The following is a 25,684-nucleotide window of genomic DNA, read 5'->3' as shown; positions in this document are numbered from 1 at the left end:
GTCAGGAAAAGTAAAAACTTTTATTGCAGATTCTTCCGGTCGTGTACTGGTCACGGAATTATATTACGCTGGTGAATACTTTGGTTTCCAGGATTTTATTTCGGGGGTCGCGCGTGTCAAACACTGCAATGGTTGTTGATGATTCGCAGGTGGTGGTTATTCCTTTAGGGATTGTTAACAGGCTGGTTCAGGAACATCCGGAAGTGGCCAATTTTTTTGCTAAAAAATTGGCAAATATGATACATGAAATGGATGAACAAGCATTGGAGCTGGCTCATGCCACTGTTCGGGAACGAGTATCTAGTTCGATTCTTAAATTAGCAAAAAAGGAAAATAAGACGTCTGATAATATGCGTCTTACGCTTCCAAGAAACGATCTCGCAAATGTGATTGGAATTGCTTCGGAAACCCTTAGCAGAATTCTTGGCGATTTTGCTAAGGAAGGCCTCATTGAAAAGGATGGGAACGATATCATTTTAAAAAAAGTTGAGCAGTTAAAAAATGTGTAAAATTACCTACTAATTAACTGGTAGGTGAATCTTTGATATTATGCTTAACTGTAAGGGGCTATTCGAAGAAAGGTTAGCGAAAATGTTTGAAAAGCAATTCATCATCTTGTCTCAGTGAATATGAGAAGTGTGCTGTAACCTTTATTAAAGCACAGTCGTCTGTCAAAGATCTAGCATAACTAAGGAAAAAAGCATATCCTTCTGGTAATTATCCGCATAAAGCATAAGAAATGAGTAGGTCTTTTGGCAGGCGCTCGTACAGTCCTGGATAAGATTGTTGGAAACGCGTAATTCTACAGGCTACATCTGGCAGACGAAAGATGATGTTTCTCTCGTTAACATCTTTCATGGCACTCGGAAGAAGGTTTGAGTAGAATAACTTAGCTAATTCCGGCTGTGATTTATAGCATTTTTCCAGGTCTTCATAATCAATCAAAAAAATCATGCTATCCTCTATAGCTTCCAGATTAAGGTTTTCTGGTTTGGCACTGTTTTGGCCGTTGCAGATGTAGATGCTACCTTCCTGTCCTAACCAAAGATTGGTATTTCCCCATTTATTATCTTGCAGAAATCCGTTAACCAGGCCACTGCATATCACAATAATCTGACCGGCTGTACCTGAAATGTTTCCTGGAAAAAGCGTTTCTCCTTTGCGTATGTTTAGTGCAGTAGTATGCCTAAAAAGACACCTGAGTGCTTCACCGCCTTTGCTTCGATCAATTAATGGCAGGAACATTTTCAAAAAAAGCTTAATTTCTATTTTTTCCATTTCCAATTTTTTTATGATTAGAATAACATGCCCGTTCCTTATTTATGCCTTTAACGAGACAGCCAATGAGTTATCCTTTTAGAAGGTTATGGTATTGTTTGTCTATCGCACGCTGTGAACTAATTAGTCAATGCACTAAATTCACTATTACACACTGCTATTTTCTTGATTTTGCTCAAGATGATACTTGATTCATTTCAATTTAACCGGATTTAGCAATTATTTAAATACTAAAGCATTAGTATAGCTCTTTGCCACCTTACCATTAAAATTTCTTTAAGGAATTTGCTTCAGGAACCGAATACTACGGTTTGGATGCCATTTTCGGCACTTAGGTATTATTATAGATAAAAGTCGCCCTGATACATCTTTATTTTGTGGCCAAACAGGTAATAGGGCCTGTTTCTACTTTGAAGATTATCATGAAAATGAGCATAACAAAAAAATCTTTCAGCTGGCTCTGTATCTCTTTATTATGGGTGGGGTGCAGCCGAGGACCTCAAAATGCTTCTACCGAACACCCCCAGGCTTTGGAAACTGATTTTATCACTTTAAACCCAAGCAGCGCAACAGTAAAACAAACGTACCCGGGAAATATAGAGGGACTCGTGAACGTTGATATCAAAGCCCAGGTAGGCGGTTATCTGGAAAAAATATTTGTTAATGAAGGTGATTACGTACAGAAGGGGCAGTTACTTTTTAAAATCAAGTCAGAAGTTTTTCAGGAACAGGTTAGTAACAGTTTGGCCGCTTTGCAGGCTGCAATTGCAGCGCAGGCTAATGCAAAGATCGAAGTAGAAAAAATGAAATCACTTGTTGGCGGAAGTGTGGTGTCGCCAATACAGTTGAAGACAGCTGAAGCCAACCTACAGGCAGCTAACGCGCAAGTAGCTCAGGCGAAAGCCACTGTTGGGACATCTAAAATAAACGCTGGTTTTGCCCTGATCAAAGCACCGGTAAGCGGCTACATCGGCCGGATTCCAAACCGCGTAGGTAACCTGATTTCTGCAACTGACAATACTCCATTAACCACGCTTTCAGATATCAGTTCAGTATATGTTTATTTCTCGGTTAGTGAGGCAGAATTTATGCGCCTACATTCTGGATATGTGGATAGCACCGCCAAAATGAACATTGGACTGGTTACGGCGGATGGACAGCAGTATCCTGAAAATGGTAAGCTGCATATTGCTAGCGGAAACGTTGACCGGGTAACGGGAACGGTTAGCATGAAAGCCGTATTCCATAATCCAAAAAGAATTTTGCGTTCTGGCGGCTCCGCAAATGTCGTTATTGAAGAATCGATATCAAATATCCTTTTAGTTCCTAAAGCAGCTGTTAAAGATATTCAGGATAAGTTTTTTGTTTATTGCCTGGCTGATAGCAATAAGGTTAGGCTGATCCCTATCGAAATAAAGGCCGAGAGCGGTGATGTCTATATTATCAGATCGGGCCTAAAAAATGGGGAACAGATTGCCATCAACCGCATTGATGTACTTTATGATGGTGTTCAGGTAAAACCGAAAATCAAAACAAAATCTTAAACTTTTTCTTCGAAATTTTATGTTACAAAAAATAATAGACAGGCCGGTATTTGCGACTGTTATTTCCATTGTCATTGTGATTTTGGGTATAATTGGGCTAACCCGCCTGTCCCTAACCAGGTTTCCGGACATTTCCCCACCTACGGTAATGGTTTCGGGCTCCTATCCCGGAGGTAACAGCGAGTCTGTTATCCGTTCGGTCGTTACGCCATTGGAAGAGCAGATTAATGGTGTTGAGGATATGCAGTATATTAAATCAACAGCATCAAACGATGGTTCATTTTCCATATCCATCATTTTTAAGCAGGGTGTAAATGCAGATCAGGCAGCCGTAAATGTGCAGAACCGGGTACAACAGGCAACACCAATCCTGCCGCAGGAAGTGATCCGTACCGGACTTACCACTTCAAAGCAGCAGAACAGTATGATCATGATTTTTAATTTGTATACTGATGACAATAAAAAATATGATGAGCTTTTTCTGCAAAATTATGCCAATATCAATTTAATTCCACAGATTAAGCGTGTTCCGGGTGTAGGGCAGGCCCAGGTATTTGGTACTAAGGATTATGCTATGCGTGTTTGGCTAAATCCAAGGAAAATGGCTTCTTTGGGGCTTGTACCTGCTGATGTATTAACTGCTATTGCAGATCAAAGCCTTGAGGCTGCCCCGGGAAAATTAGGTGAGGATTCTGATTCTGCCCTCGAATACGTAATCCGTTACAAAGGAAAGAAAAACCTTGTTCAGGATTATGAACGCATGGTAGTCAAACGAAATGGTGGAAATATAATCCGCCTAAAGGATGTGGCACGTGTAGAATTTGGGTCAACCAGTTATTCGGGCGCCAATAAATCGAATAACCGTAACGCGGTTACCATTGCCATTAACCAAACCACAGGCTCTAATGCAAATGAAATTGAAAAGGGCGTTGATGTTGAAATTAAAAAGCTGGAAAAGTCTTTCCCGCCAGGGATTCATTTTTCAAAGATCTTAAGTACAAAAGAAAAACTTGATCTCTCCATCAGTCAGGTTAAAACTACCTTGATAGAAGCATTTATTTTGGTATTTATTGTCGTTTTCCTGTTTCTTCAAAACATCAGATCAACCATTATTCCAGCTATCGCTGTTCCTGTAGCGATTATTGGAACTTTTTTCTTTTTATTGCTTTTGGGCTTTACCATAAATGTGCTTACACTTTTCGCGCTGGTGCTGGCGATTGGGATTGTAGTAGATGATGCCATCGTGGTGGTTGAGGCGGTGCATAGTAAAATGGAAACTTCAGATTTAAACGGTCGTGCAGCCACAAAAGCTGCCATGAGTGAGATTACTGCTGCAGTGATATCGATAACGCTGGTGATGGCCGCTGTTTTCATTCCAATTGGATTCATGTCTGGATCAGCTGGAATTTTTTACAAACAGTTTGCCTATACTTTGGCTATCGCCATTGTCATATCAGCTGTTAATGCGCTTACGCTTACGCCTGCATTATGTGCAATACTGTTAAAAAATCATCACCAGGTTGATTCAGCAAACGATAAGCCCACAGGGGTAAAATATCGCTTTTTTAAAGCGTTCAACGCCGGTTTTAATCACTTAACGAATAGATATATCAGTGGGCTGCGGTTTTTAATTTCAAAAAAATGGATCTCGGCAGCGTTTATCGTAATAACCATTGGGTTGGCTGCCTGGTTGATGGTCGCTACTCCGAAAAGTTTTGTTCCGGAGGAAGACGATGGAATGTTCATGTTTGCGCTATCCATGCCGCCAGGAACGGGGCTTAATCGGACTACCCAAGTTACGAAAGAGATTGGCGACAAACTTGCGAAAATCGAAGCAGTGGGCGAGAATACTTCTATTACCGGATTTAATTTATTAAGTAATGCAGCAGGTCCGTCCTATGCAATGGGTTTTGTTACGGTAAAACCTATCAAGGAGCGGGGTAAAGTGAAAGATATCAATCAAATCATGAATCAGGTTAACCAGGTCATTGCTATGGTTAAAGGTGGTACGGTAATGGCTTTCCGGATGCCGCCTGTAGAGGGTTATGGTGTTACTGGTGGTGCCGAATTTGCACTGCAGGATCGTATGGGGCGTAATTCACAGCAACTTAAACAAAAAGCCGATCAGATTATCGCCGAGCTCTCGAAGAAACCAGGTATAGCAACTGCATATACCACCTTCAGGGCCGATTACCCTCAGCTTGAACTGGAAGTGAACGAGGATAAGGCAAAACAAATGGGGGTTGGTGTCAGTAATCTGCTTAGTATTGTTCAAAATTATTTTTCAGGAGACCAATCACTCAACTTCTCCCGCTTCGGTAAATTTTACAGGGTAAATATCAAGGCGGAGGGGATATTCAGAATGAATGCCCATGCTTTTCAGGAAATCTATGTAAAGAGTGAAGATGGGCAAATGGTTCCAGCATCTACGCTGGTAACCCTGCACAAAGTATATGGGCCAGAATCTGTAGGAAGATATAATTTATACAATTCATTAAATATTAATGTTACCGGGGCACCAGGTGTAAGTAATGGAGTAGTGATGCAAAGGGTTGAAGAAACACTATCAAAACTGCCTGCTGATTACAGTTATGAATGGACAGGCTTAAGCCTGGAAGAAAAAGCCAGCGGCAATCAAACGGTGATCATTTTAGGACTCTGCCTGCTATTCGTATTTTTTATTCTTGCTGCAAAATATGAAAGTTATCTTTTACCGCTTTCGGTGTTGTTATCCATTCCTACAGGTGTGATAGGTGCTTTTCTGGGCATCAAGGTAGTTGGATTAGACAATAACATTTACGTGCAGATTGGTCTCATTATGCTGGTGGGTTTGCTGGCCAAAAATGCGATCCTGATTGTGGAGTTTGCGATCCAGAAACGCCAATCTGGTTTAACCATTGTAGAAGCGGCCATTCAAGGTGCACGTTCGAGGCTAAGACCAATCATCATGACATCTCTTGCCTTTGTTGTTGGAATGATTCCGCTCATGACGGCCACCGGAGGGACCGCGGTAGGTAACCGTTCCATCAGTGTGAGCTCTGCCATGGGTATGCTTTCTGGTGTAATTCTAGGCGTAATTGTTATTCCGCTGCTATTTATAATGTTTCAATATCTGCAGGAAAAAATTTCTGTTCAAAAAATTAAAGATTAGAAAAAATGATTCGAATACAAAATTTAATATTATTGGCATTTGGCATCATGTTTTTTTCGTCTTGTCTGCTAAGGAAGCCTCAGGTTAAGCCCTCCATGCAAATGCCGAAAAACTATAGGGAATCTTCATCGCTCACGGGCGATTCCGTAAGCCTTCCCTGGAAATTTTTTTTCAGTGACGAAAATTTACAGCACTTAATCTTGATGTCATTAAAACGAAATAATGATCTGGCAGTTGCCAAGCTCACGATAAAACAGCTGGAGGCTGGATTAAAGGAAGCCAAACAGGCGCTCCTGCCAACCCTTGATCTGAATGTAACGGGGGCGAGAAACTGGATGTCTAAAAATTCATTAAATGGTTCGCTTAGCGAGCAGTTTACCAAAACAAGTTATATAGATGACTACAATACACAGTTCAGCGTATCATGGGAAGTCGATATCTGGGGCAAAGCCGCCATGCAAAAAGATGGTGCCTATGCAGATTTTATGGCAAATAAGGAAAGTACAAGGGCTTTGCAAACCAGGATTATTGCCCAGGTAGCCCAGTCATACTATAATTTGCTGTCTCTTGATGAACAATTAAGAATCGCTGACCGAAACAGGACTTTGAGCGACAGTACATTAAAGATGACTACCTTGCAGTACAACGCCGGACAAGTCAATTCATTGGCTGTTCAGCAGGCAAAAGCGCAACTGAAAACGGCGGAATTACTGGTTCCTCTTGTAAAACAAAACATCGCTATACAGGAAAATGCATTGAGTATTTTGTGTGGTGAATTTCCGTCTCCTATTAATAGAAAACAAGATTTTGGTGTGGCGGCGCTTAACGAAGGTTTTGGTAGCGCACTACCTGTAAGGCTGCTTAGCAGAAGGCCCGATGTGAAAGCAGCAGAATGGGCTGTAATGAATGCACAGGCCAAACTGGGGCTGGCAAAAGTAGCCATGTATCCTTCGTTCAGCTTAACACCATCTATTGGCGTTAATTCATTTAAACTGAACTCATGGTTCAATCTCCCTGGGTCGTTGGCCAAAAACCTGGCCATCAATCTCACCCAGCCCATATTTCAGAAAAGTGCATTAAAAACAGCTTATGGACGTGCCGCAATTGAGCAGGAGAAAGCTATACTTCAGTTTAAACAGAGCGTACTAACTGCAGTAGGCGAGGCAAGTGATGCATTGGAAAAACAAAAACGTGCCGCAGAACGGCTGGTGTTGGTTGATGAAAAGTTAGTGGCATTGCAAAAAGCGGCAAAAGATGCTTCGCTACTTTATCAGAACGGCATGGCATCCTATCTTGAGATTATTACCGCACAGAATAATCTACTGCAGACTGAACTTGAAGCAACCAATATACGTCAGGAAAAACTCCAGTCTGCCGTTGATTTATATAGAAGTTTGAGCGGAGGACTGCAATAATAGGAATAGCTTTGTTACTGCAATAGGCAAAGCTTATTTTTACATCATGGGAAAAACAAAGTATATAAGAGAGAAAATGCCGGCACGCCATGTAATTATGGTCAGTTTGGTTGCACTGGTGATTCTCAACCTACTTTTATATCTGGTTGATCCATACGATCCCTACTGGAAAGATTATTTTTTTCGTTCCGGCTGGATTGCATTTCGTGACACTTTGCATTCTTACCTATTTGTTTTGCTGCTTACGGTGATCAGTTTTTGGGTAGACCGTAAACTTGATGGCTGGTTAAGCTGGGAAAAAAAATCAGGGATACGGCTATTTGTTCAAACGCTTTTACAAACCGTTATTGCGATGGTTTCCGTTCTCCTTATGCATTTGGTGTATGTGGCTATTTTTCTGGAAAAAGAGCCTAGTTATTCAAGAGAGGAAGTCCGGCTTTTCTCACAATTTCTAACTTCGGCGGTTATTCTTTCTTTATTGATCATGGCAGGTAACATCGGTTATTATTTCCTCACCAACTGGAAGAAAACAGCCACGCTGGCACTAGAGCTGGAAGTAAATGCAGCCCAGCACAAACAGGCTGCCAGCGAGGCTGAACTTTATGCTTTGAGGTTACAGATCGATCCCCATTTTGTATTCAACAACCTGAGTGTGCTGGCAGAACAGATCCTGCAGGATCAGCAAAAGGGCTTTGAATATGCAGAAAACTTCGCCAAGGTATACCGCTATTTATTGGTCAATTCAAGAAAAGACAAAATTTCAGTTGCGGAAGAACTTAGGTTTTTAGAATCTTATTTATTTTTGACCAGGGTACGCATAGGCTCGGGCATCTCTTTTAATATCGACCTTACGCAGATCAGTAAAGATGCGATGATACCGCCCATGTCATTACAACTTCTCGTAGAAAATGCCATCAAACATAACCGTACCGTGAAATCAGATCCTTTGCTGATCGAAATTAAATCACCAAAAGGAAACGAAATTTTAGTGTCTAACCAATTGAAACCATTATTGACCCATTTGGATGGTACCGGTATCGGCCTCGGTAATATCAAGGACCGTTATCGCTTGCTTAATGCACCTGAAATAGTCATTACCAAAACGGATAAGCATTTTAACGTAATTTTACCTTTATTAAAATGATCAATATACTAATTATAGAAGATGAGCATCCAAATGCCGAACGCCTTAAAAGGCTGGTGTTGGCCATAAAACCGCAAGCTATAATTCTGGATGTATTGGATACTGTTGCCAGCAGTGTGGATTGGCTTAAAGCAAACACCGTTCCAGATCTGATCTTGATGGATATCAGGCTGGCTGATGGCGTTAGTTTTGAAATTTTTAATCAGGTAGAAGTAAAAAGCCCTATTATTTTTACGACAGCTTACGATGAGTATGCTGTACGGGCATTTAAGTGTAACAGCGTTGATTATCTGCTTAAGCCTATAGAGCAAGAGGAACTTCGTGCAGCGCTTGAAAAAGTTGGTCAACGGACAGAAGATGTTTCTGCAATGATAACCGATCGGTTACAGTGCGTAATTGATGCATTAGAGAACAAAAAGATCAGAACACGCTTTTTAATCCCACATAAAGACGGATATAAAATACTTGCTGCTAATGATGTCAGCTTTTTTCATTCTGAACATAAGATTACGTTTGCCCATTTACCCAATGGAAATAACGAAGTTGTGCCACAACATTTGGAAGAACTGGAAGAACAATTGGATCCAACACTTTTTTTTAGACTCAACAGACAGTATATTGTGAATATAAATGCGATAGATAAGGTTTATAATCATTTCAATTCTAAACTCAAAGTTACTTTTCATCACTATCCCTTGAAAGAAGCATTTGTAAGTAGGGAACGTGCAACCCTATTTAAAGCTTGGTTAGACCAATGAGCAACTATACGAAGTAATAACAGCAGTCTTAAGCAAGATAAGTATGTTAGGAGGGCTTAACTCACAAATGGCAGGTAGTAAATACAAGATAGTATCTTAGATCTTGTTTCCTTTGGCGTAGCTTAAATGAGCCGATGTAAACGGACAAAAAACTATAGGCTCCTATCATTTAGCAAGGTATATTCGTAGCGCCAAATAACAATCAAATTTATTGTAATAATTGGCTGTCATAAGCTACTCTTTAGAATTACATTCTGATATTATTTTTTTACTAAGATTTGTACTTTTAATTATTAAAGTAGTATATTGCGTAAAGCAGTTTTTTACCTTAAAAGTAATAGCTGCTCAAAATTATCCGATGATGATTTTATAGGAACAATCCGGATATGCAACGCTCTCATTCACAATCCTTTCTCGTTGCAGCTGTATTGCCCCAAAGCCAATCGATTATTAGCTATAAATAATGGCTATTATTTTTTGTGCCTAAAAATGGATTTAATGACCATAATATAGTTGATATGCATAACACAATGATACCATTGCTGACTTTGGAACGGTTAACCATAGACAAACCAAATAAGCCTACTTTCATAGGTTCATCTCTTTGCCTTTATCGTTCAACTAAATTGTTTGAAACACTAATGGTTGATCTAAGGGCTTAAATAATCTACAAAGTCTGCTAAATAATCATAAGAATTAAAGTGGAGACCAGAGACCACTACGCAAACGGGGCATCATCCGAAAAGCCAAAGGAGTAGGGAAAATAAGAATTCAAAAAAATGAGCAACATGAGTCTTCAATTGGGCGTACAGTTCCAATTACTTAAAACCAATTTAATAGCAGTTTATGAAAAAAAAGGACAGGCGTCTTCTTTTCTTTTAGTACCGACAAACTTAGATGAGGTAGGTAGTGCAACATTGGGCGAAATGATAAATGATTTAAAAGAAGCCTTTAAAGATAGTATAGATACAGGAAAGATAGAAAATGATCTTAAGGCATTAAGTTCTGATGACAAGACGAAAAGTAAATTTAAAGTAGAAAATCTTAAGTTTAGCTTAAAAACCGCTTATATTTATGTGCAAGGCGAGGTTAAGGAATATGCTTTTGCCATTGAGGTAGATTGTGGAGATGCCGTTCCTGATTTAGGATTTGTAAAAGTTGAGAAATTGACCTTTAAAATCTGGAATACCGATCGAAATAAAATATTACAGCAGCTGAATTTAGATACTATTGAAAATTTAGTTAAGAAACTTGATGCACCTGAAAAAAAAATAATTGAAGCATAATAATGAGCTCATACGATAGGTAAATTATTAAGAGATAGGTACCATCTAAGTTTAGCTATTTTCTGCTAAGTATAGCCGCCAGCGCATAATTTTTGATTCTAATGAATAACCACGCCAATATCGCTTTTTCGGCTACCGGGACGATTTTTGAGTTAGATGCATCAGTAACCATTATTGTAAATAACAATGAAAAATTGATTTTTGGAGAACTCGATACCCGTCGTGCTAAAATCAAAGATTTATTAAATAACGATGAATTAGGTATTGATGGACTGTCTGGTCAGTTTACGCTTTTTAATAACTTGCCTGGAAGTTTTAAAGCACAGGTGCTGAAATCTGCCGGTGTATGGTCTGTAGTAATCCAGTATAATAAGATTACATCACATCATAAAGCTTCAATTTATGCCAACGTGGTTGTGCTGGCTGATGCTAAACAGTTGGCTTTAAGTATAGATACCGATTTTTTTCAGGGAGGAAATGTATTGGAACAGTTTATCTGCGACACTATGACTTTTTTTGCTATAAAAAAAGTAGCACTAATCGCTAGAAACAAAACCTCTCTTGCCATTTACCAATATTTGAAGCGAACGGCATCAGATCATTTTCCTGAAATGGTCCTTTCAGATCGCTTTGGTAACCACCAAATCGTTGCCAATTCATTATTTGATTTGAAAAACAGTGATAGTGCATTTGGCAAGGGGCTTTATCAATTAATTGGTTTGGATCATATTGACCTGATAATAGGAGCGGCGCTGAACACCACAAAATTTGAGGCGAGGCTTGTCAGTACAAATATTAAAAAAGATGGTTATGAAATTGAAAATTTATATTTTGGGATTAAAAACGATAATGGTTTCTACTTAGAGGCAGGAGGAAAGCTCAGTTTCCCCTTAAAAGAAGATGTGTTAACCTTTGTTCTTGCCGGAAACCTTTCCGTTTCTTCATTTAGCTTATCTGCTTCTTCAAACTATAGAATACCAATAAACACCAGGATCAGCCTGAGCGATTTAAGCTTGATGATTGGCGTTGGAGCAACAGGAGTTACTTTTGGTATGACTGGTCGGGTAACAACCAATAGTATTTCTATTTTTGCTGGTTTTATTATCAGTCAGGCTAATATCGGATTGATTACGGCCGCCATTACCTCTACTAAAGGGAGGATTTCCCTAAAAGATATTATTGTAGACATCGTAGAAGTTGATTTTCCAGGGATAGAATTCCTTGATGTGATTGCTTTAGCGGATTTTGAAATCAATAATGCTAAAATGCCACAATGGCAATATACGTCTCATCCGGATGAGGCTCACAAGGTGGAGATCTTGAAGAATTTTAATGCTAGCCTGCCAACTGAACTCGCTATACCTGCTGTAGAAAACCTTCAGGTTTCTGATTTGGGAAACAGCCACCAATCCATCGTTACCGATACTTCAACCATGCGCCATTACCGGGTCGATTCGTCTGGAGTCATTTCTCTAAACTGCCAGCTGTTTATATGCACTCAGCCTACTACAATTGGAAACTATCAGATGAATGTTGGTTTTTTTCTGTGTGGTAGCATCGAAATCTTTAATGTAAAGGCTAGAGCACTTTTTCTTATTGAGCCTGGTAACGCTATTTTGGCATTGATCGAAATTTCAAGAATTGAGATCAAGGGAATATTTGAATTAACAAGATCCCGAAAGGCAATGCCTATCGAGCCTGTTAGAGGAGGTTTGGCTGGTGCTTTAGTCAAGGCAGATGCCCAAGGCCCCGTGCTGTATCTGAACATTAACCGGGCCTCTAAAAAACTTGAATTCTATTTAAACGCTTATGTTAATATCTTAAATATCTTTCAGTTAGATGCATTAATTCTACTTAAAGATAGAAAGGTATACATTGATCTTGAATTGCAGTATGTTGGCTTTAAAATCTTATTCCATTTAGATGGAAATTACGCAGATTTTTCGAGCAGTGGATTTAATGCCCGTTTGGTTTTCGATACCAGTGGATTTATCAAACTTTTGGAAGAAGCTCAGAACGCAGTTCGAGACGCAGCCAGGAGCGTTCAAAACTCTATAGAAAATGCGAACCGGAAATTGACTGAAGCTCAACAGCAAATTTTAAATCTGAACAACACGATCAATGAATATAACAATTACATCGGGGATTATATTGGTAGAAGAGCAGCTGCTTCCTGGTGGCGAGTGGATGAAAAAATTTATTGTTCAGCACAGATTTTATTTTACGAAACCTTAAAGGTGGGAGTGAATGTGGCTATTGGCATAGCCTACGGCGCTTTGGAAATAGCGAAGGCAGCCTTAACTCTTGGAGGCAAGGTTGCATCAGGTGCACTAGAGGCGGTAGCCAATATCTTAGGCGCCATCACAAAGTTACTTTGGATCAAATCTTTTGTATTGGGTATGGAATTTAGCTCGGATGCCAAAAAGATAGAAGCTGAACTTGAATTGACTGTTTTTGGTAATGATATCATGTTAAAAGGTTCGTTGGATATTGATAAAGCTATGAGTGATATCGGTGCTTTAATTACAGGTTTTGTAAAGGATAAACTATCTGCTAAAACGAATGAGGTAACCTCAAATATCAATAACGGCATTTTTAGAACGCTAAGTTCAGAAACGGATTATAATTCACTAACGCCTAAGTTACAAAGTATTGCACAAAATAAAAAAGACTATTACGACTTGCTGGAATTTCATGAAATGATAGATGATTTCCTGATCGAATCGAATAAAAGATACCTGGTTGAATATGAAAAACAACCCGATAAGTGGCAACAAAACATTTGCGAAATAGAAGAAGTGAAACTCAAAAACGAAGTGATACAGCGCCAATGTGTGGAAGCCTTTGATGATGAGTTTGTAAATTCATTGGACGAGGTAATTACAGTGGTACGGGATAGTCAGGTTAGGGGCGCCAATTCTGCATTGGACCAGCAGATGACTGATCTGTTGGACCTTGTTAGGAGTATAAATAATCAGAAAATTGTTGCGAGAAGTTTGCGGGGTGAAAAGCGTTCTTTGTATTCAAGAGTGGAGCGTGTTATCGAAGAAAATAATGAAGTTAAAAGATCATTTAAGGCCACTAATGATTTCGACATTGATCAGGCCAATGAGAATTATGCAGACGGACTGTCGGAATTGTTAAAAAAAACATTCCCAGATAATGCGAATGATTATGGTGATAAATTTAAAGATGCTGTGGCTGCAGCCATTTATCAATTTAGAAATCCTCCACAAGTTAACCCGAGAAGATAATGGACTTCCTCCGAAAAAATATTTATTTACTGCTCATACTGGTCGGACTATTAAGTTGCGGCAGTATCAGCAATGCCCAAAACTTGGAGCCTAAACGTAGTTTTGTACTGCTAATTTACATGAATGGATCAGATTTGGAGAGCGAGCATCAGTTGGCTACTGAAGACGTTAATGAAATTATCCATTGCTATAAAAACACGGATGATAATTTTGCAACGGTTATTCTGCATGGCGGAACTAAAAAATGGCATCTTTCTACGCCGATTTCCAGCGATAGCCTGACCTATAGTAAAGTGACTAAGGATGGTTTTGAAAAAGTAAAAGTAACAGCAAACAAAAGTATAGGAAATCCATCAACCTTGGTTGATTTTATTTCTTTTAACAAAAAGAACTTCCCGGCAGAAAGATATGGACTAATTTTTTGGAATCATGGGAGAGGCAGTGTACATGGTTTTGGTTATGATGAGGTATTTCCTGAAGATAGCTCGCTCTCGCTAGTTGAAATGGGAGAGGCTTTTGCTGATTTGAAAGGTAGTCAAAATGATTTAAGCCTGGATTTTATAGGTTTTGATGCCTGTTTAATGGCCACCATTGAAACCGCCACTGTATTGGCACCCTATACCGATTATATGGTAGCCTCTCAGGAACTAGAACCTGGCAACGGATGGAATTATCAGTATATTATCAACTCCTTATCTACTAATCCAAACCTTAAAACAACTGATCTGTTAGAAGGGATTGCAATATCGTATATTGATGCTTATTCTTCTCAACCTTATCTGCAAGCAACGTTATCCGTAATCGCGCTGAATAAAATAAATGCGTTGAACACAAGTGTAGGAAAATTGATCAGTAACATTTCTGCAAATTTAAACTCAACATATTCAGCTAAACAAGCTTTTAGACAGAAATCCAACTACAGGGCTAAATCCAAATCATTCGGGCTGCCTTCTTTTTCCTTCGTGGCTGAAGACATGATTGATATTTTGAGCTTTTTTAAGACCGCGACTAAAAGTACAGACACATTATTTATCGATTTCAAAGGGAAATTGCGAGATGCAGTTTTATTCAATATTTATTCAAAAAATTTGGATCAGGACGACATTTCGGGGCTTTCGGTATATTTCCCCTATTACAACAGAAAAACAGCAAGTCAATTAGCGGATTATCTGCTGACGCCATTCAACATAGAATTTAAAAAATTTATTGAAACATATGTAGCTGAATTGATTGGCGAAGACGCTGATAGCATTTTTGTTAAAGATTCGGGAAGAAAGCTAAATGCAACGATGTTAGTTAACACCAATAAGATTTACTTAAATATTAGAAGATTAACAGACGACAGTACGTTGGTGTCATACGGCTTGGATGCCTACGATACGAATGTAGACGACAGTGGGTATATCACCTTGTATGGTGGGAATCAAAAGTGGGATGCCAGGTGGATCAGTATCAACGATATCCATGTTTGTGTATTTATGGGACTTTCCAATCAAACGGGTATATCCTATAATGTACCTGTGCTTTGGAATGGAAAACAAGCCGAACTGATGGTGAAGTATTTTACTGTGGATGGGGAAAATCTGGCGAAGGTAATCGGATTCCGGGAGATTTCTGCTGATGGGGTTACCGATAAAATTAAGAGCCTTCAGGTACATGACGAAGTTGTTTTTCTAGGTCAGAATGTCATGAATGAATCGAAGAGTATCGAATTGGGTAAACTGATCATTACTGATCCTTCAGCTTTGGATATTAAACTTTTAGCTATGCCAAAAGGAAATTATCAGGTAGGATTTTGTATGCTGGATTTCTATGGAAATAAACACTATACCAAATTTGAAGATTATAAAATCAATTAAAAGATACATTAAGATATAGTTACTAATTAATAACTGGATGGTCAATCTGACCTAACTTTAGCATTAACTTTTCAGCATTAGATATAAAATAAAACATATGAAATTAACGCCTCAACAATACAAGGAAATCCTTTCGGCGGCTACCCATACCTTGCTTTTTGAAGAAAACTATCTGCATATTAAAAATGCAATTGACCAACTCCACCTGCTTTTTGCTGGCGTAACCGGAGTACATGCTGGTGACATTACTGATGAAGATATTTATCTGCCAGGTGGTATAGCCGTTTCAACTATTAAAGCTGCGCATTGTCTTAGAGAACTGGAACGAACACGAAGATTTATCAGGGGCATTAATCAAGCGATTGGACATTTATTAAACACCATGCCGGGACATACCATAAATATATTATATGCAGGCTGTGGTCCTTATGCCACATTGCTTACGCCCTTAACGTCCAGATTTAACGCGACAAAAATCAATTTTATTTTAATGGATATCAATCCTGATTCGCTGAATGCTGTAAAAGCCTTGTATGAGCAACTGGGTCTGTCAGACTATGTGATTGACTATGTTTGCGCCGATGCGACTATTTATAAATTTCCTCACAGCATGCGTATCGATATGGTAATTTCAGAAACCATGTTAAATGCTTTACGGAAGGAACCTCAATTGGCAATTATGAATAATTTAACCCCACAAATGCATCAAGAAGCTATATTTATTCCAGAAAATATTTCTGTTGAGGCGGTATTAACACAGTGGGAAGAAGAATATCGCCATTTTACAATACCTGATTATCAACCTAAAAGGATAAAATCAGGATTGTTATATCGTGCCAGCCGTCAGTTTAAGCTTCCTCAGCCAGTGGTTGTACAGGTGCCTGCCTCTGAAACCCATAACCAGCTTGATTTATTTACAGAAATAACTGTATTTGGCGAAGAGGTGCTAACTGCCTACAATTGCAGCTTAACAATGCCATTAGCCGTTTGTAAATTAGAAAATCAACAAGAGGGTAAGAGCGTGACATTTGAATACGTAATGTCTGATAATCCTGGCTATACTTATATATATTAAAAACTATACAATTATAGCCAATTTTTTTTCTGTGATAAATCTGAAGGCTGATAGTTGATATATTGTACAAATCTTGGTTTTGACGAAGTGTTTGGGCGGCTTCCATGTGGCAAAGCCTGGTGCCAGATAATAAAATCGCCCGCCTGTGCCGCAATAGGTAAACTGCCCAGTGCATGCAGGTCCTCTCTTCTTGGATTGGTACCCTCAGGAAGTGAGTTCAGCCATGCCGAAATACGATGATGAAATCCCGGAACTAAAGTAAAAGCACCCTGATTTGGCGCTGTATCAGCAAGATATAGTAAGCCTTGTAGGTTAAATGGAATAGGTAATTCCAGGCTGCAATCCCAATGTAGATCTGGACCAGGAAATTTCCATTTTTCTGTTTCTGGAGGATTAAAACCTACGCGATCAGTAGTTACCCAGATATCGGTACGTTGCCATAGTTGTTCATAAGCCATCCTGATGCGCTTTGTTTGTCTGTTTTTTTGTAGTAAGGGGTGTTGAAAAAGCTGTACCATAATACCCCGTCGAGAAGTATGGTCACCATACCAGGTGTCAGGGTCATCAAGTTTGACGTTCAGAAAGTCACATATCACATCAACAGTGCTTTGGCAATCATCCTTCGGAACGGCATTTTTAAGAATCAGATAGCCATTTTCTGCCCAAAAGGTAAGTTCTTCAGCACTTAGGACTGATGGTACGGGTTTGAGAATATCTGGCATTTCGTCAAACATGTTATTGAATTTATTAACCTGTTCGCTTGTAGGAACACCAGCGGTATTCACAATCCATTGTTCAAACTCTTCAAATGTAGGAGCATACTGAAAAACATAGGTGAGTGTTTGTTCGAGGCCAAGCCCCAATACGCTTAACAAGGTTTTATCCAGTTGCCATTCGTTTTCCCACTGTTCTTCATCAAATTGACCTGATCTTCTGAACATCATCTTTCTCCAAAACCGCTTTAGATGCATAAGGCCTGAAGCACTGGTTTCTGTTGATGGTGGTAAAGTAAAAGCTGATGTCATCTTTATTCTTCTGCTGTATGGTTAATATACATGTTTTGTTTACAGGTCCAGTGGATCATTTGTGGAAAAGATAGGTTGTTTTCCTGTCCTGGAGGATAAGTCATTCCATTCCACTGTAACAAAGGCACACCAAAAAAATTGCCGTTCTTAAAGTTATCCACAAGATTCTGGCCTCCACCTTTATACCCGTTATCATGGAAAACGATACGGGGATCAATATCCAAATTTACACATGCGGCGTACGACCAGGCAATAGCCATCATTTCGCCACCATTGTTGAGGTCATCGTTCGGTAGCGAATCGCTCATCTCCATGCGTATTTCAGCTGGCATACAGGCCAAATGACCAGCCTCGTGTAAGATATCCCCTGGATACAATAGCTTTTCGGTATCAATAATTAAAGTGCCGCCGCTAAGTTTGAGCCCGGGTAAAAACGTTTCTTCTATAATTTTCTCCAATTGGTATTCTAATCCGATTTCAGAAATAAAATTAAGTAGTTTAGCCGTTAATTGATTGGTGTATAACTCTTTTTCCATTTCATCAGCCAGATCGTTTGTAGTAGATGTGTTTGCCTTTCTCAAGCTTTTAATTACCTGTTGGGCGGTTTCAGGATCCTTTTTTATAAATACTGTTTTTTTTGTGCCGATAGTAATCTGTTTGGCAAGCCAGTCGTTTACCTTGCAGTCAATAACCAGGTGTATCCGGTCTCTTGTACCGCGATTGGCTACCTGGTGTTTTATATTGGCATTAATATACCAACAGTCTCCTTCGTTCATCAAAATGCGGTCTTTATCCACATAAAATTCAACTTGCGGATTAGTGAATATAGGAACGTGCAAACGTGCTTCTCCATGCTCAAAAGACAGTTCGAGGTCTCTATGTGCCTTAATAACCGATCCTTTGTGAAGATTCAACAAGCGAACGGAAAGTTTTTCGCACTCCAGTTCTGCTAAAAAACGAGTAGTTTCTGACAGTTTATTTAACAGTATGGTATCTTCAAAATCATCTTGGCTAAAAAGATCGGCAAAAGGATTATCAGCCTTTCCTCCAGGTGTACGCAAAGGCAATACGTGCCAGTTACCTACATAATCTGCAGTGCTGTAATGTGGCATCCATGTGTTGTTAGTTAATAAATCATTCAATTCCTTTTGGAGCGATTGAATGTTGACGTTGAGGTTTAATTTAGAGAAGCAGATCATGATGTTTACAAATTATGAAATTATTTAATACCAATACATCTATTGCACCTGATAAAAAAAGAGATAGCGCTTCTGCCGGTGTTTCCACTATAGGCATCCCTTTACGGTTGAGCGATGTATTTAATAAAACGCCAATACCCGTTTGAGCTTCAAAATGGCCAATGAGCTTATAAAAATCAGGATTGAAAACGCTTGTTACCGTTTGTACCCGGCAGGTGCCGTCTTGATGAACAATGCCTTCAAGCTGATTTTTCCATTCCGGCTTAATTTCATCAATCAATATCATATATGGGCTTTCCCATCCATGGATAAAATATTTTTGTACATCATCGATTCTTACCGATGGGGCAAAAGGTCTGAAATCTTCCCTGAATTTTATCTTACTGTTAATGTGATTTTTTATGCCTTTAATGCGCGGATCGGCCAATATGCTCCGATGGCCCAACGCTCTTGGTCCGAATTCGGCTCCTCCCTGAAACCAGCCTACCACTTTGCCTCGGGCAAGTTCGGCGGCGGTAAGCGCTACAAAATCAGGTGTTTGTTTGATGGAGAATGCTGTGTTACGAATAAGCCCAGCATCAAGAATGGCTTTTTCCACGTCATCATTAGGATAATTACGCCCGAAAAAAACATGATCAGGTACACTTGTTTTCGGCTGGCTTAAAATCTTATGCCAGCCATAATAGGCGCAGCCAATGGCAATTCCGTTATCTCCAGCTGCCGGTTGTGTATACAAGTTTTTTACAATGCCCAGACTGCGTAGTTTATAATTGGCAACAGCATTTAAGGCTACTCCACCGGCATAGGCAAAGTTGGTGTGTGGGTGAAGTTTAGACCGTTCCTGAAAGAGATAAATAATTGCCTTTTCCGTTTCATCCTGTACCCAGCGGGCCATGTCGGCATAATGCATAAAATCATTCTTAAAAGTATCGTATCCTGACGAAGGTTTGTTGAAATACAGATCGACATTTTTGTAAATTACTTCGACGGTTCCATTATTCAATTTAAATAGTGGCGGTTTCCCGTTCAAAACACCATAGGGTGCCAAACCCATTAATTTTCCAACATCGCTCAGGTTACCAAAGCAGTATTGACTAGCTGCATGATAAAGTCCCCCAATGGAATGATAATTAGTTGGCAGTTTTAAAGAGGAATTGTCCTGAAATAACTTAACCTCCGAAAAATCTTTAAATAACGGAGTCAGGTCTTTTCCATCGAAATAATAAAAACTGTCTTTTTCACAATACATATCATGACCAAATGTTTTTGGAGTAACCATTGTATCCTTGAGATCAATACAATGGTGATAAGGACTACCAGCTCCATCGATAATTATGACATTACATTCCTTAAAGGGCGACATGCCTATTGCACTCCAGGCATGAGCCAAGTGGTGAGATAGGGTGATCACAGGTATTTCAATATGTTCATCGAAGTATCTGCGCCCGGCATATTGGTGTGGTAAAATGTTGCTTTCAAAATTTGAAGCCTGCACAATTAGTGTTAAATCGCTTGCGCTGATCCCAGCAAAATCAAGGCAATATCGAACAGTATCAAAATCGTTACCTCCATCATGCTTGATCCTGCTAAGCCGCTCTTTTTCAATAGCAACTATTATTCTACCATTTTTTAGCAAAACTGTCGATCCATCGTGTGATAAGCCTGTTCCCAGAATATAGGTGTCCATTAGTGCTTTTTATAAGTATTTGAGAGAAATTTCAGCCTAGGCATATAAAAGAATTTAAATGATTTTAAGTGCTAAAATAATTTGTCTGTTAAAGTAGACTTATATTTAGTGGGTATATATTTATGTGTGTCAAATTATTTTTACTGTTATAATGCAAAATATAAAAAATATTAATAGATTTACATTAATCTAACCAAATATATCTTATTAATGAACTCTCAATCTATAAATACTAATATAGAGCATACATGTATTTTAAATGGTACATATATATGTATTTCCTCTTTGCTTAGTGATAATGAATTAAAAGACATTCAATTTCTTCTCAGATCCGGAGTATTTGACGACGGTAAATTAACGGCACAAAACGCTGCAAAAGAGGCAAAAATTAACTTGCAGCTTAATCATCAAACCCAGGAGCATGCTGCTATTCAACAAATGATTTTAGCTGCTCTTAACCGCAACCATTTATTCAGAAACGCCGTACTACCACAAAGCATTCATCCTTTTATCATTAGTAATTATAAGTCTGGTATGCATTATGGCTGGCACGTGGATAGCCCGGTTATGGGTAATATGATCCGCACTGATGTGGCCCTAACCATTTTTTTGAATGATCCGGAAGAATATGATGGGGGAGAGTTAGAACTCCAGACCGGGAATGGAAATGTTTTGTATAAGCTAAATAGGGGTGATGCTATCTGTTACCCCTGTACTCAGGTTCATCGCGTAAGAGAAGTTACGCGTGGCGAACGGAACGTTGCAGTAAGCTGGGTACAATCACTGGTTAAAGAAACTGTACACCGAAAAATGTTATTTGAAATTTTCCAGATTACTGAAAATCTCCGTAGCCAAGCATTGGCTGAGGATGAATATCTTTTATTGCAACAGCATTATAGTAACCTGTTGCGGATGTGGGCAAACTAATTAAAATGAATGGAAACTGAAAAAATAACGGTAGGCGTTTTGCTTCCCAACTCAAGTATACTGCCTATGGCTAAGCACTTTAGCGCAGGTTTAAAAAATGGTCTAAAAGAGCTAAGTCAGGAGGTTGAACTGGAGATTGTACCAGAATTTATCGGCCAGGGATCGCGAGAATTGGCTGAGAATGCAATTACCAAACTGGTTGGTTTTGACGATGCCGATATAATTACAGGTATCGTTTCCAACAAAGTAGGTGTAGATCTTTCGGAGAAGATCGCAAATGTTAAACGGCCCTTCATCATCAATAATATAGGTGAACACTTACCTGATCCTGAAAAATTTAACGATTACATGTTTCTTAATTCTATCCATACCTGGCAGCAATTGTGGTCTGTTGGTCAATGGGGAGTGAAGAATTTTGGCAAAAAAGGAATGTATGTTTCTGGTTTGTACGACTGTGGCTATTCATTTCAGAGCATGTTGAGTGCTGGTATGGAATCGGCAGCAAGTGGCGTAAGTATGCCATTTGCTATTGCACCTACACCAAACCCTAAAGAAACAGGCGATATTGCCGCTGTATTTGAGCATATACATCAATATAAACCTGATTTTATTCTGGCTACTTTTTGCGGAAAAGAGGCTGAGATGTTCTTAACACAATATGTGGAGCAGGGTCTGCATAAAACCACCCCACTGCTTGGCTTGCCTTTTTTGCTTGAGCCATTTAGTGCAGCCGAGCCAGTTGAAGTTTATACTACACTTTCTTTAAACAGGGCACTAAAACAAGAGCAGCTTGATGAGGCAAGTAAGATGATGGCAAACCCATTTACGCAATTCGGCTTTGAAACAGGTTTGTTAATTGCGCAGGCAGTTAAAGGCCTGAGCGGAAAATCATTACAAAAAGCTATTGCAGAAGCGGCAATTGAAACAGAACGGGGCAGGATTGAAGTTGCACCCCGTTCAAATGCAGTGCAAAGCAGGGTCTATTTAGTTAAAAATACATTTAATGGTGTTACAGGTGAAGTATCGCGGCAACTGGTGGCTGAATTAGAAACGATTGATACTGAACATGCAGATGTGCTGCGGGTAAATAAACAGTCTGCATCGTGCTGGATGAACCCTTATCTAGGTATCTAATATGAAGATAACAGTTATTTGCAATTCAGATTCGCTGGCCTTTCCCGTCATTCAAGCGCTGTATGCCCAAGGGCTTTTAGACACTGTCGCTATTCTTGAACGGAGTGAAAAGTTATTACTCGGGCCTTTATTGGCTATTGGAATAGCCAAAGAAAATGTACTGCGGTTAAATAAAGCCACATGGCAGCATCAGATAAAGCAATGGCTGGCAGCAACTGGTTCAGATGCCGTTTGGATATTTGGCTTTCCCTGGCTGATACCTGAACACCTTTTGCAAACCGTACCGAGAGGGTTTATCAACTTTCACTTTGGTGAACTGCCAAAATACCGGGGTGCCGACCCCATATTCTGGCAACTTAAAAATAAGGAAGCTGTTGCAATGCTAACCATCCATCAAATGACGGCGGATGTCGATGCAGGTCCTGTTTTATGCACAAAGCAACTACCCATTATAAAAGGTGAAAATTACGGGCTGCTTTGCCAGCGCCTGGGGTTTGTGGCTATTGAAGCAATACCTCAGCTGCTAAATGAAACCGGATCACCCCCTGCTCTTGATAGAAGTAATGAGGTTGCCGCACTTTTTGATAAGAAACCCAATAATAACGATTTGGCTATCAATTGGCAGCTACAGTCTGCAGATGAGATAGAATGGCTCGTAAATGCTGCGAACCCTAAATATGACGGAGCAACGGCTTGCATTAAAAATACCGAATTACGTATACTGGAAGTTTCACCGGCTGAAATCCAATTGCAGGGTGAGTTTAAACCCGAGCCAGGTACTATAGTTTACGCCGATGCCCTTTATGGATTGATTGTAGCATGCATAGAAAATCGTTTTTTAAAGATCAACACTGTACATATGCGTGAAGGCTACTTCTCCGGGGCTAAGCTTTTTCACATGGGCATACAATCAGGAGAAAAATTTATAAACCTAAATTAAAACACAATGGAAGGAACACTAGCTGAAGTCCGGATTTTTGCCGGTAACTTTTCGCCCAGAACCTGGGCTTTTTGTCAGGGACAACTATTAAATTTAAGCGCTAACCAGGCGTTATTCGCCTTGTTAGGTACCACATACGGTGGTGATGGGCGGACAACATTCGGATTACCTGATCTTCGTAGCAGAACCGTGATCGGTGCGGGTACTGGTGCTGGTTTATCGACTTACACGCTTGGGCAGCCGGTAGGATTAGAAAAGGTAACGCTTACAGTAAGCCAGATACCGGCCCACACGCACCAAACCGTAGTAACCCCAACCTCTGGTCTTCCAGCTGCGACATTTTTTGCCAGTCCCGATATTGGGAGTCAAGTGGATGGTTCAGACGCATATGTTAGTGAGGATGGCACCGGGCAGGTTGCTTGTTATACCAACGATGGCAGCGCGCTGACACCTTTAAGTCCAAAATCTGTTGAAGTAACCAATTTGAACATACCTGCTCCGACTGTAAGCCTGCTCAATGTGGGAGGTGGTAATTCCCATAATAATATTATGCCGAGTATCGCATTAAATTATATTATTTGTTTACAAGGCCTTTTCCCCTCAAGAAATTAATTATAAACCTTTAAGAAAAAAATTATGGAAGGAACAATCGGCGAAATCCGTGCTTTTGCAGGTAATTTTGCACCACGCACTTGGATGTTTTGTACAGGACAATCACTATCTATTTCAATGTATACCGCGCTTTATGCGATACTTGGCACCAACTATGGTGGCGATGGGGTTAATACCTTTAAATTGCCAAATATCGCCAGTCGTATTGTGGTAGGAGCAGGCCAGGGGCCAGGTCTTAGTTATTACAGCTTGGGGCAGACAACCGGAGAAGAGAAGCATGCTCTCATTCAACTTGAAATGCCTACGCATACGCATTTAACTACGCAAACAAATACCACAACCGCTGCGGCCGTCGATATTTCATTGAACGGTGTTGCTGTAGATGGTACATTGCCCAGCCCTCAAAGTAATTACCTGGCGCAGGATTCATCTGGAAATGATAGTATTTATGCTGATCCGGATAATTCACCAAATCTGGTGAGTCTTAATAGCCAGGCTGTACAGATTACTAATCTGGCACCACCTAGACCTGTCGTAACCGTAGGCGTAACGGGCGCAAGTTTACCACATAGCAACATCCAGCCGGTACTTGGCGTAAACTATGTCATTTGTGTGGAGGGTTTATTCCCATCTAGAGATTAATAATTGATTAATTCATACTAAATTTTATCAAAAATGGAAGGAACTATAGGCGAAATAAGAATGTTTGCCGGGAATTTTGCACCGTATTCATGGGCCTTTTGTGCCGGACAGGCATTTTCTATACGAACATACACTGCACTTTATGCAATAATTGGAACATACTATGGCGGTGATGGAACAACCACATTTAAGCTGCCAGACTTGCAGGGACGTACTATTGTAGGTGTAGGGCAGGGAGCAGGGCTTTCACCCTATAATATTGGCAATAGTGTAGGAGTTGAAGGTGTTCCGATTGATACTACTCAAATTCCTGCGCATACACATGCGGTAACTTATACTCAAACCGGTTCCGCCAGTGTAGCAATTAAGGCATCTGCAGATCAAAGCGGTGAGCCCAGCCCTTCTGGCAATCTTTTGGGTGCACCTGCGGCGGTTTCAGAGACTTTATATAGCACTCCGATTCCTCCAAATCAACCTGTGGCTATGGGGCAGGGTACGCTAAAGGTAAATAGTGTGAGCGGCCCCCAGTTAACGGGCCTTACTGTTCAACCCACCGGGGGCTCAGGTTCCACTTTGGCACATGAGAACAGGCAGCCGGGATTGGCGCTTAATTATGTGATTTGCATTAACGGAATATTCCCGGCGAGAGATTAGAAATCAAACCACTATAAATCATTTTTTGGGTATAACCGGTGTCCTTCAATCCCGGTTATACCCTGTAGTTATTGCAAGACACCCGTATTGAAGATTTAGA

The 25,684-nt window shown here is 39.9% G+C and carries 20 protein-coding genes; 16 read left to right on the top strand and 4 right to left on the bottom strand.

Annotation, left to right across the window (positions count from 1 at the left end; genetic code table 11):
• Positions 1 to 128 precede the first annotated feature (128 nt).
• Complete coding sequence (locus tag PGN18_RS15920) at positions 129 to 509, top strand: Crp/Fnr family transcriptional regulator (protein ID WP_335320579.1); 381 nt, start codon at positions 129 to 131, stop codon at positions 507 to 509.
• 208 nt (positions 510 to 717) lie between these two features.
• Here PGN18_RS15920 and PGN18_RS15915 read toward each other — a convergent pair whose 3' ends face one another.
• On the bottom strand, positions 718 to 1,278 hold the full coding sequence (locus tag PGN18_RS15915) for a hypothetical protein (RefSeq protein ID WP_335320578.1): 561 nt from the start codon (positions 1,276 to 1,278) through the stop codon (positions 718 to 720).
• A 428-nt stretch (positions 1,279 to 1,706) separates the two neighbouring features.
• On the opposite strand from PGN18_RS15915, the gene PGN18_RS15910 reads away from it, so the two are divergent.
• From PGN18_RS15910 to PGN18_RS15870, 9 genes are all read left to right on the top strand, one after another.
• Entirely contained in the window at positions 1,707 to 2,822 is a 1,116-nt protein-coding gene (locus tag PGN18_RS15910; RefSeq protein ID WP_335320577.1) for an efflux RND transporter periplasmic adaptor subunit, read from the top strand.
• Between the two features lie 19 nt (positions 2,823 to 2,841).
• The gene (locus PGN18_RS15905; protein ID WP_335320576.1) at positions 2,842 to 5,973 is read left to right on the top strand and encodes an efflux RND transporter permease subunit; all 3,132 of its coding nucleotides are present in this window, start codon (positions 2,842 to 2,844) and stop codon (positions 5,971 to 5,973) included.
• A 5-nt stretch (positions 5,974 to 5,978) separates the two neighbouring features.
• Positions 5,979 to 7,388, top strand: a complete 1,410-nt coding sequence (locus tag PGN18_RS15900) for a TolC family protein (RefSeq protein WP_335320575.1) — start codon at positions 5,979 to 5,981, stop codon at positions 7,386 to 7,388.
• Positions 7,389 to 7,434: 46 nt separating this feature from the next.
• Entirely contained in the window at positions 7,435 to 8,532 is a 1,098-nt protein-coding gene (locus PGN18_RS15895; protein ID WP_335320573.1) for a sensor histidine kinase, read from the top strand.
• On the top strand, positions 8,529 to 9,290 hold the full coding sequence (locus PGN18_RS15890; protein ID WP_335320572.1) for a LytR/AlgR family response regulator transcription factor: 762 nt from the start codon (positions 8,529 to 8,531) through the stop codon (positions 9,288 to 9,290). The genes PGN18_RS15895 and PGN18_RS15890 overlap by 4 nt, the downstream gene beginning before the upstream one ends.
• A 788-nt stretch (positions 9,291 to 10,078) precedes the next feature.
• On the top strand, positions 10,079 to 10,576 hold the full coding sequence (locus PGN18_RS15885; protein ID WP_335320571.1) for a hypothetical protein: 498 nt from the start codon (positions 10,079 to 10,081) through the stop codon (positions 10,574 to 10,576).
• A gap of 101 nt (positions 10,577 to 10,677) precedes the next feature.
• Positions 10,678 to 13,830 (top strand): hypothetical protein, encoded by a 3,153-nt coding sequence (locus PGN18_RS15880; protein WP_335320570.1) that lies wholly within the window; start codon positions 10,678 to 10,680, stop codon positions 13,828 to 13,830.
• Positions 13,830 to 15,689 (top strand): clostripain-related cysteine peptidase, encoded by a 1,860-nt coding sequence (locus PGN18_RS15875; protein WP_335320569.1) that lies wholly within the window; start codon positions 13,830 to 13,832, stop codon positions 15,687 to 15,689. Before PGN18_RS15880 ends, PGN18_RS15875 begins: the two co-directional genes overlap by 1 nt.
• Before the next feature lie 97 nt (positions 15,690 to 15,786).
• Positions 15,787 to 16,764 (top strand): methyltransferase domain-containing protein, encoded by a 978-nt coding sequence (locus PGN18_RS15870; protein WP_335320568.1) that lies wholly within the window; start codon positions 15,787 to 15,789, stop codon positions 16,762 to 16,764.
• Between the two features lie 11 nt (positions 16,765 to 16,775).
• On the opposite strand, the gene PGN18_RS15865 is transcribed toward PGN18_RS15870, so the two are convergent.
• Genes PGN18_RS15865 through PGN18_RS15855 form a run of 3 tightly spaced genes read right to left on the bottom strand, consistent with a single transcriptional unit; the run spans position 16,776 to position 20,675 of the window.
• Complete coding sequence (locus tag PGN18_RS15865; protein ID WP_335320567.1) at positions 16,776 to 17,789, bottom strand: phytanoyl-CoA dioxygenase family protein; 1,014 nt, start codon at positions 17,787 to 17,789, stop codon at positions 16,776 to 16,778.
• Positions 17,790 to 17,791: 2 nt separating this feature from the next.
• Positions 17,792 to 18,988: an aspartyl/asparaginyl beta-hydroxylase domain-containing protein gene (locus PGN18_RS15860; RefSeq protein ID WP_335320566.1), complete on the bottom strand. Its 1,197-nt coding sequence runs from the start codon at positions 18,986 to 18,988 to the stop codon at positions 17,792 to 17,794.
• The gene (locus tag PGN18_RS15855) at positions 18,972 to 20,675 is read right to left on the bottom strand and encodes a carbamoyltransferase family protein (RefSeq protein ID WP_335320565.1); all 1,704 of its coding nucleotides are present in this window, start codon (positions 20,673 to 20,675) and stop codon (positions 18,972 to 18,974) included. Before PGN18_RS15855 ends, PGN18_RS15860 begins: the two co-directional genes overlap by 17 nt.
• Before the next feature lie 210 nt (positions 20,676 to 20,885).
• Between PGN18_RS15855 and PGN18_RS15850 the strand changes: the two genes are divergently transcribed.
• The 6 genes from PGN18_RS15850 to PGN18_RS15825 are packed head-to-tail and all read left to right on the top strand — an operon-like array spanning position 20,886 to position 25,584.
• The gene (locus PGN18_RS15850; RefSeq protein ID WP_335320564.1) at positions 20,886 to 21,602 is read left to right on the top strand and encodes a Fe2+-dependent dioxygenase; all 717 of its coding nucleotides are present in this window, start codon (positions 20,886 to 20,888) and stop codon (positions 21,600 to 21,602) included.
• A gap of 9 nt (positions 21,603 to 21,611) precedes the next feature.
• Positions 21,612 to 22,736: an ABC transporter substrate-binding protein gene (locus tag PGN18_RS15845; RefSeq protein ID WP_335320562.1), complete on the top strand. Its 1,125-nt coding sequence runs from the start codon at positions 21,612 to 21,614 to the stop codon at positions 22,734 to 22,736.
• Position 22,737: 1 nt separating this feature from the next.
• Positions 22,738 to 23,676 carry a formyltransferase family protein gene (locus PGN18_RS15840; protein WP_335320561.1) on the top strand — a complete coding sequence of 313 codons (939 nt, stop codon included), beginning with the start codon at positions 22,738 to 22,740 and terminating at the stop codon, positions 23,674 to 23,676.
• A 6-nt stretch (positions 23,677 to 23,682) separates the two neighbouring features.
• Positions 23,683 to 24,288, top strand: a complete 606-nt coding sequence (locus tag PGN18_RS15835) for a phage tail protein (RefSeq protein ID WP_335320560.1) — start codon at positions 23,683 to 23,685, stop codon at positions 24,286 to 24,288.
• Between the two features lie 24 nt (positions 24,289 to 24,312).
• Positions 24,313 to 24,930 (top strand): phage tail protein, encoded by a 618-nt coding sequence (locus PGN18_RS15830; protein ID WP_335320559.1) that lies wholly within the window; start codon positions 24,313 to 24,315, stop codon positions 24,928 to 24,930.
• A gap of 33 nt (positions 24,931 to 24,963) precedes the next feature.
• Positions 24,964 to 25,584: a phage tail protein gene (locus PGN18_RS15825; protein ID WP_335320558.1), complete on the top strand. Its 621-nt coding sequence runs from the start codon at positions 24,964 to 24,966 to the stop codon at positions 25,582 to 25,584.
• Positions 25,585 to 25,684 lie beyond the last annotated feature (100 nt).

This window comes from Pedobacter terrae (assembly GCF_036946585.1).
Lineage (GTDB): Bacteria > Bacteroidota > Bacteroidia > Sphingobacteriales > Sphingobacteriaceae > Pedobacter > Pedobacter terrae_C.
This window is presented reverse-complemented; position numbering and strand designations above follow the sequence as displayed.

What these genes read in the sequence shown, in the direction of transcription:
- PGN18_RS15920 (WP_335320579.1), top strand. Translation starts at nt 129, where the DNA reads ATGGTTGTTGATGATTCGCAGGTGGTGGTTATTCCTTTAGGGATTGTT.
- PGN18_RS15915 (WP_335320578.1), bottom strand. Translation starts at nt 1,278, where the DNA reads ATGGAAAAAATAGAAATTAAGCTTTTTTTGAAAATGTTCCTGCCATTA.
- PGN18_RS15910 (WP_335320577.1), top strand. Translation starts at nt 1,707, where the DNA reads ATGAGCATAACAAAAAAATCTTTCAGCTGGCTCTGTATCTCTTTATTA.
- PGN18_RS15905 (WP_335320576.1), top strand. Translation starts at nt 2,842, where the DNA reads ATGTTACAAAAAATAATAGACAGGCCGGTATTTGCGACTGTTATTTCC.
- PGN18_RS15900 (WP_335320575.1), top strand. Translation starts at nt 5,979, where the DNA reads ATGATTCGAATACAAAATTTAATATTATTGGCATTTGGCATCATGTTT.
- PGN18_RS15895 (WP_335320573.1), top strand. Translation starts at nt 7,435, where the DNA reads ATGGGAAAAACAAAGTATATAAGAGAGAAAATGCCGGCACGCCATGTA.
- PGN18_RS15890 (WP_335320572.1), top strand. Translation starts at nt 8,529, where the DNA reads ATGATCAATATACTAATTATAGAAGATGAGCATCCAAATGCCGAACGC.
- PGN18_RS15885 (WP_335320571.1), top strand. Translation starts at nt 10,079, where the DNA reads ATGAGTCTTCAATTGGGCGTACAGTTCCAATTACTTAAAACCAATTTA.
- PGN18_RS15880 (WP_335320570.1), top strand. Translation starts at nt 10,678, where the DNA reads ATGAATAACCACGCCAATATCGCTTTTTCGGCTACCGGGACGATTTTT.
- PGN18_RS15875 (WP_335320569.1), top strand. Translation starts at nt 13,830, where the DNA reads ATGGACTTCCTCCGAAAAAATATTTATTTACTGCTCATACTGGTCGGA.
- PGN18_RS15870 (WP_335320568.1), top strand. Translation starts at nt 15,787, where the DNA reads ATGAAATTAACGCCTCAACAATACAAGGAAATCCTTTCGGCGGCTACC.
- PGN18_RS15865 (WP_335320567.1), bottom strand. Translation starts at nt 17,789, where the DNA reads ATGACATCAGCTTTTACTTTACCACCATCAACAGAAACCAGTGCTTCA.
- PGN18_RS15860 (WP_335320566.1), bottom strand. Translation starts at nt 18,988, where the DNA reads ATGATCTGCTTCTCTAAATTAAACCTCAACGTCAACATTCAATCGCTC.
- PGN18_RS15855 (WP_335320565.1), bottom strand. Translation starts at nt 20,675, where the DNA reads ATGGACACCTATATTCTGGGAACAGGCTTATCACACGATGGATCGACA.
- PGN18_RS15850 (WP_335320564.1), top strand. Translation starts at nt 20,886, where the DNA reads ATGAACTCTCAATCTATAAATACTAATATAGAGCATACATGTATTTTA.
- PGN18_RS15845 (WP_335320562.1), top strand. Translation starts at nt 21,612, where the DNA reads ATGGAAACTGAAAAAATAACGGTAGGCGTTTTGCTTCCCAACTCAAGT.
- PGN18_RS15840 (WP_335320561.1), top strand. Translation starts at nt 22,738, where the DNA reads ATGAAGATAACAGTTATTTGCAATTCAGATTCGCTGGCCTTTCCCGTC.
- PGN18_RS15835 (WP_335320560.1), top strand. Translation starts at nt 23,683, where the DNA reads ATGGAAGGAACACTAGCTGAAGTCCGGATTTTTGCCGGTAACTTTTCG.
- PGN18_RS15830 (WP_335320559.1), top strand. Translation starts at nt 24,313, where the DNA reads ATGGAAGGAACAATCGGCGAAATCCGTGCTTTTGCAGGTAATTTTGCA.
- PGN18_RS15825 (WP_335320558.1), top strand. Translation starts at nt 24,964, where the DNA reads ATGGAAGGAACTATAGGCGAAATAAGAATGTTTGCCGGGAATTTTGCA.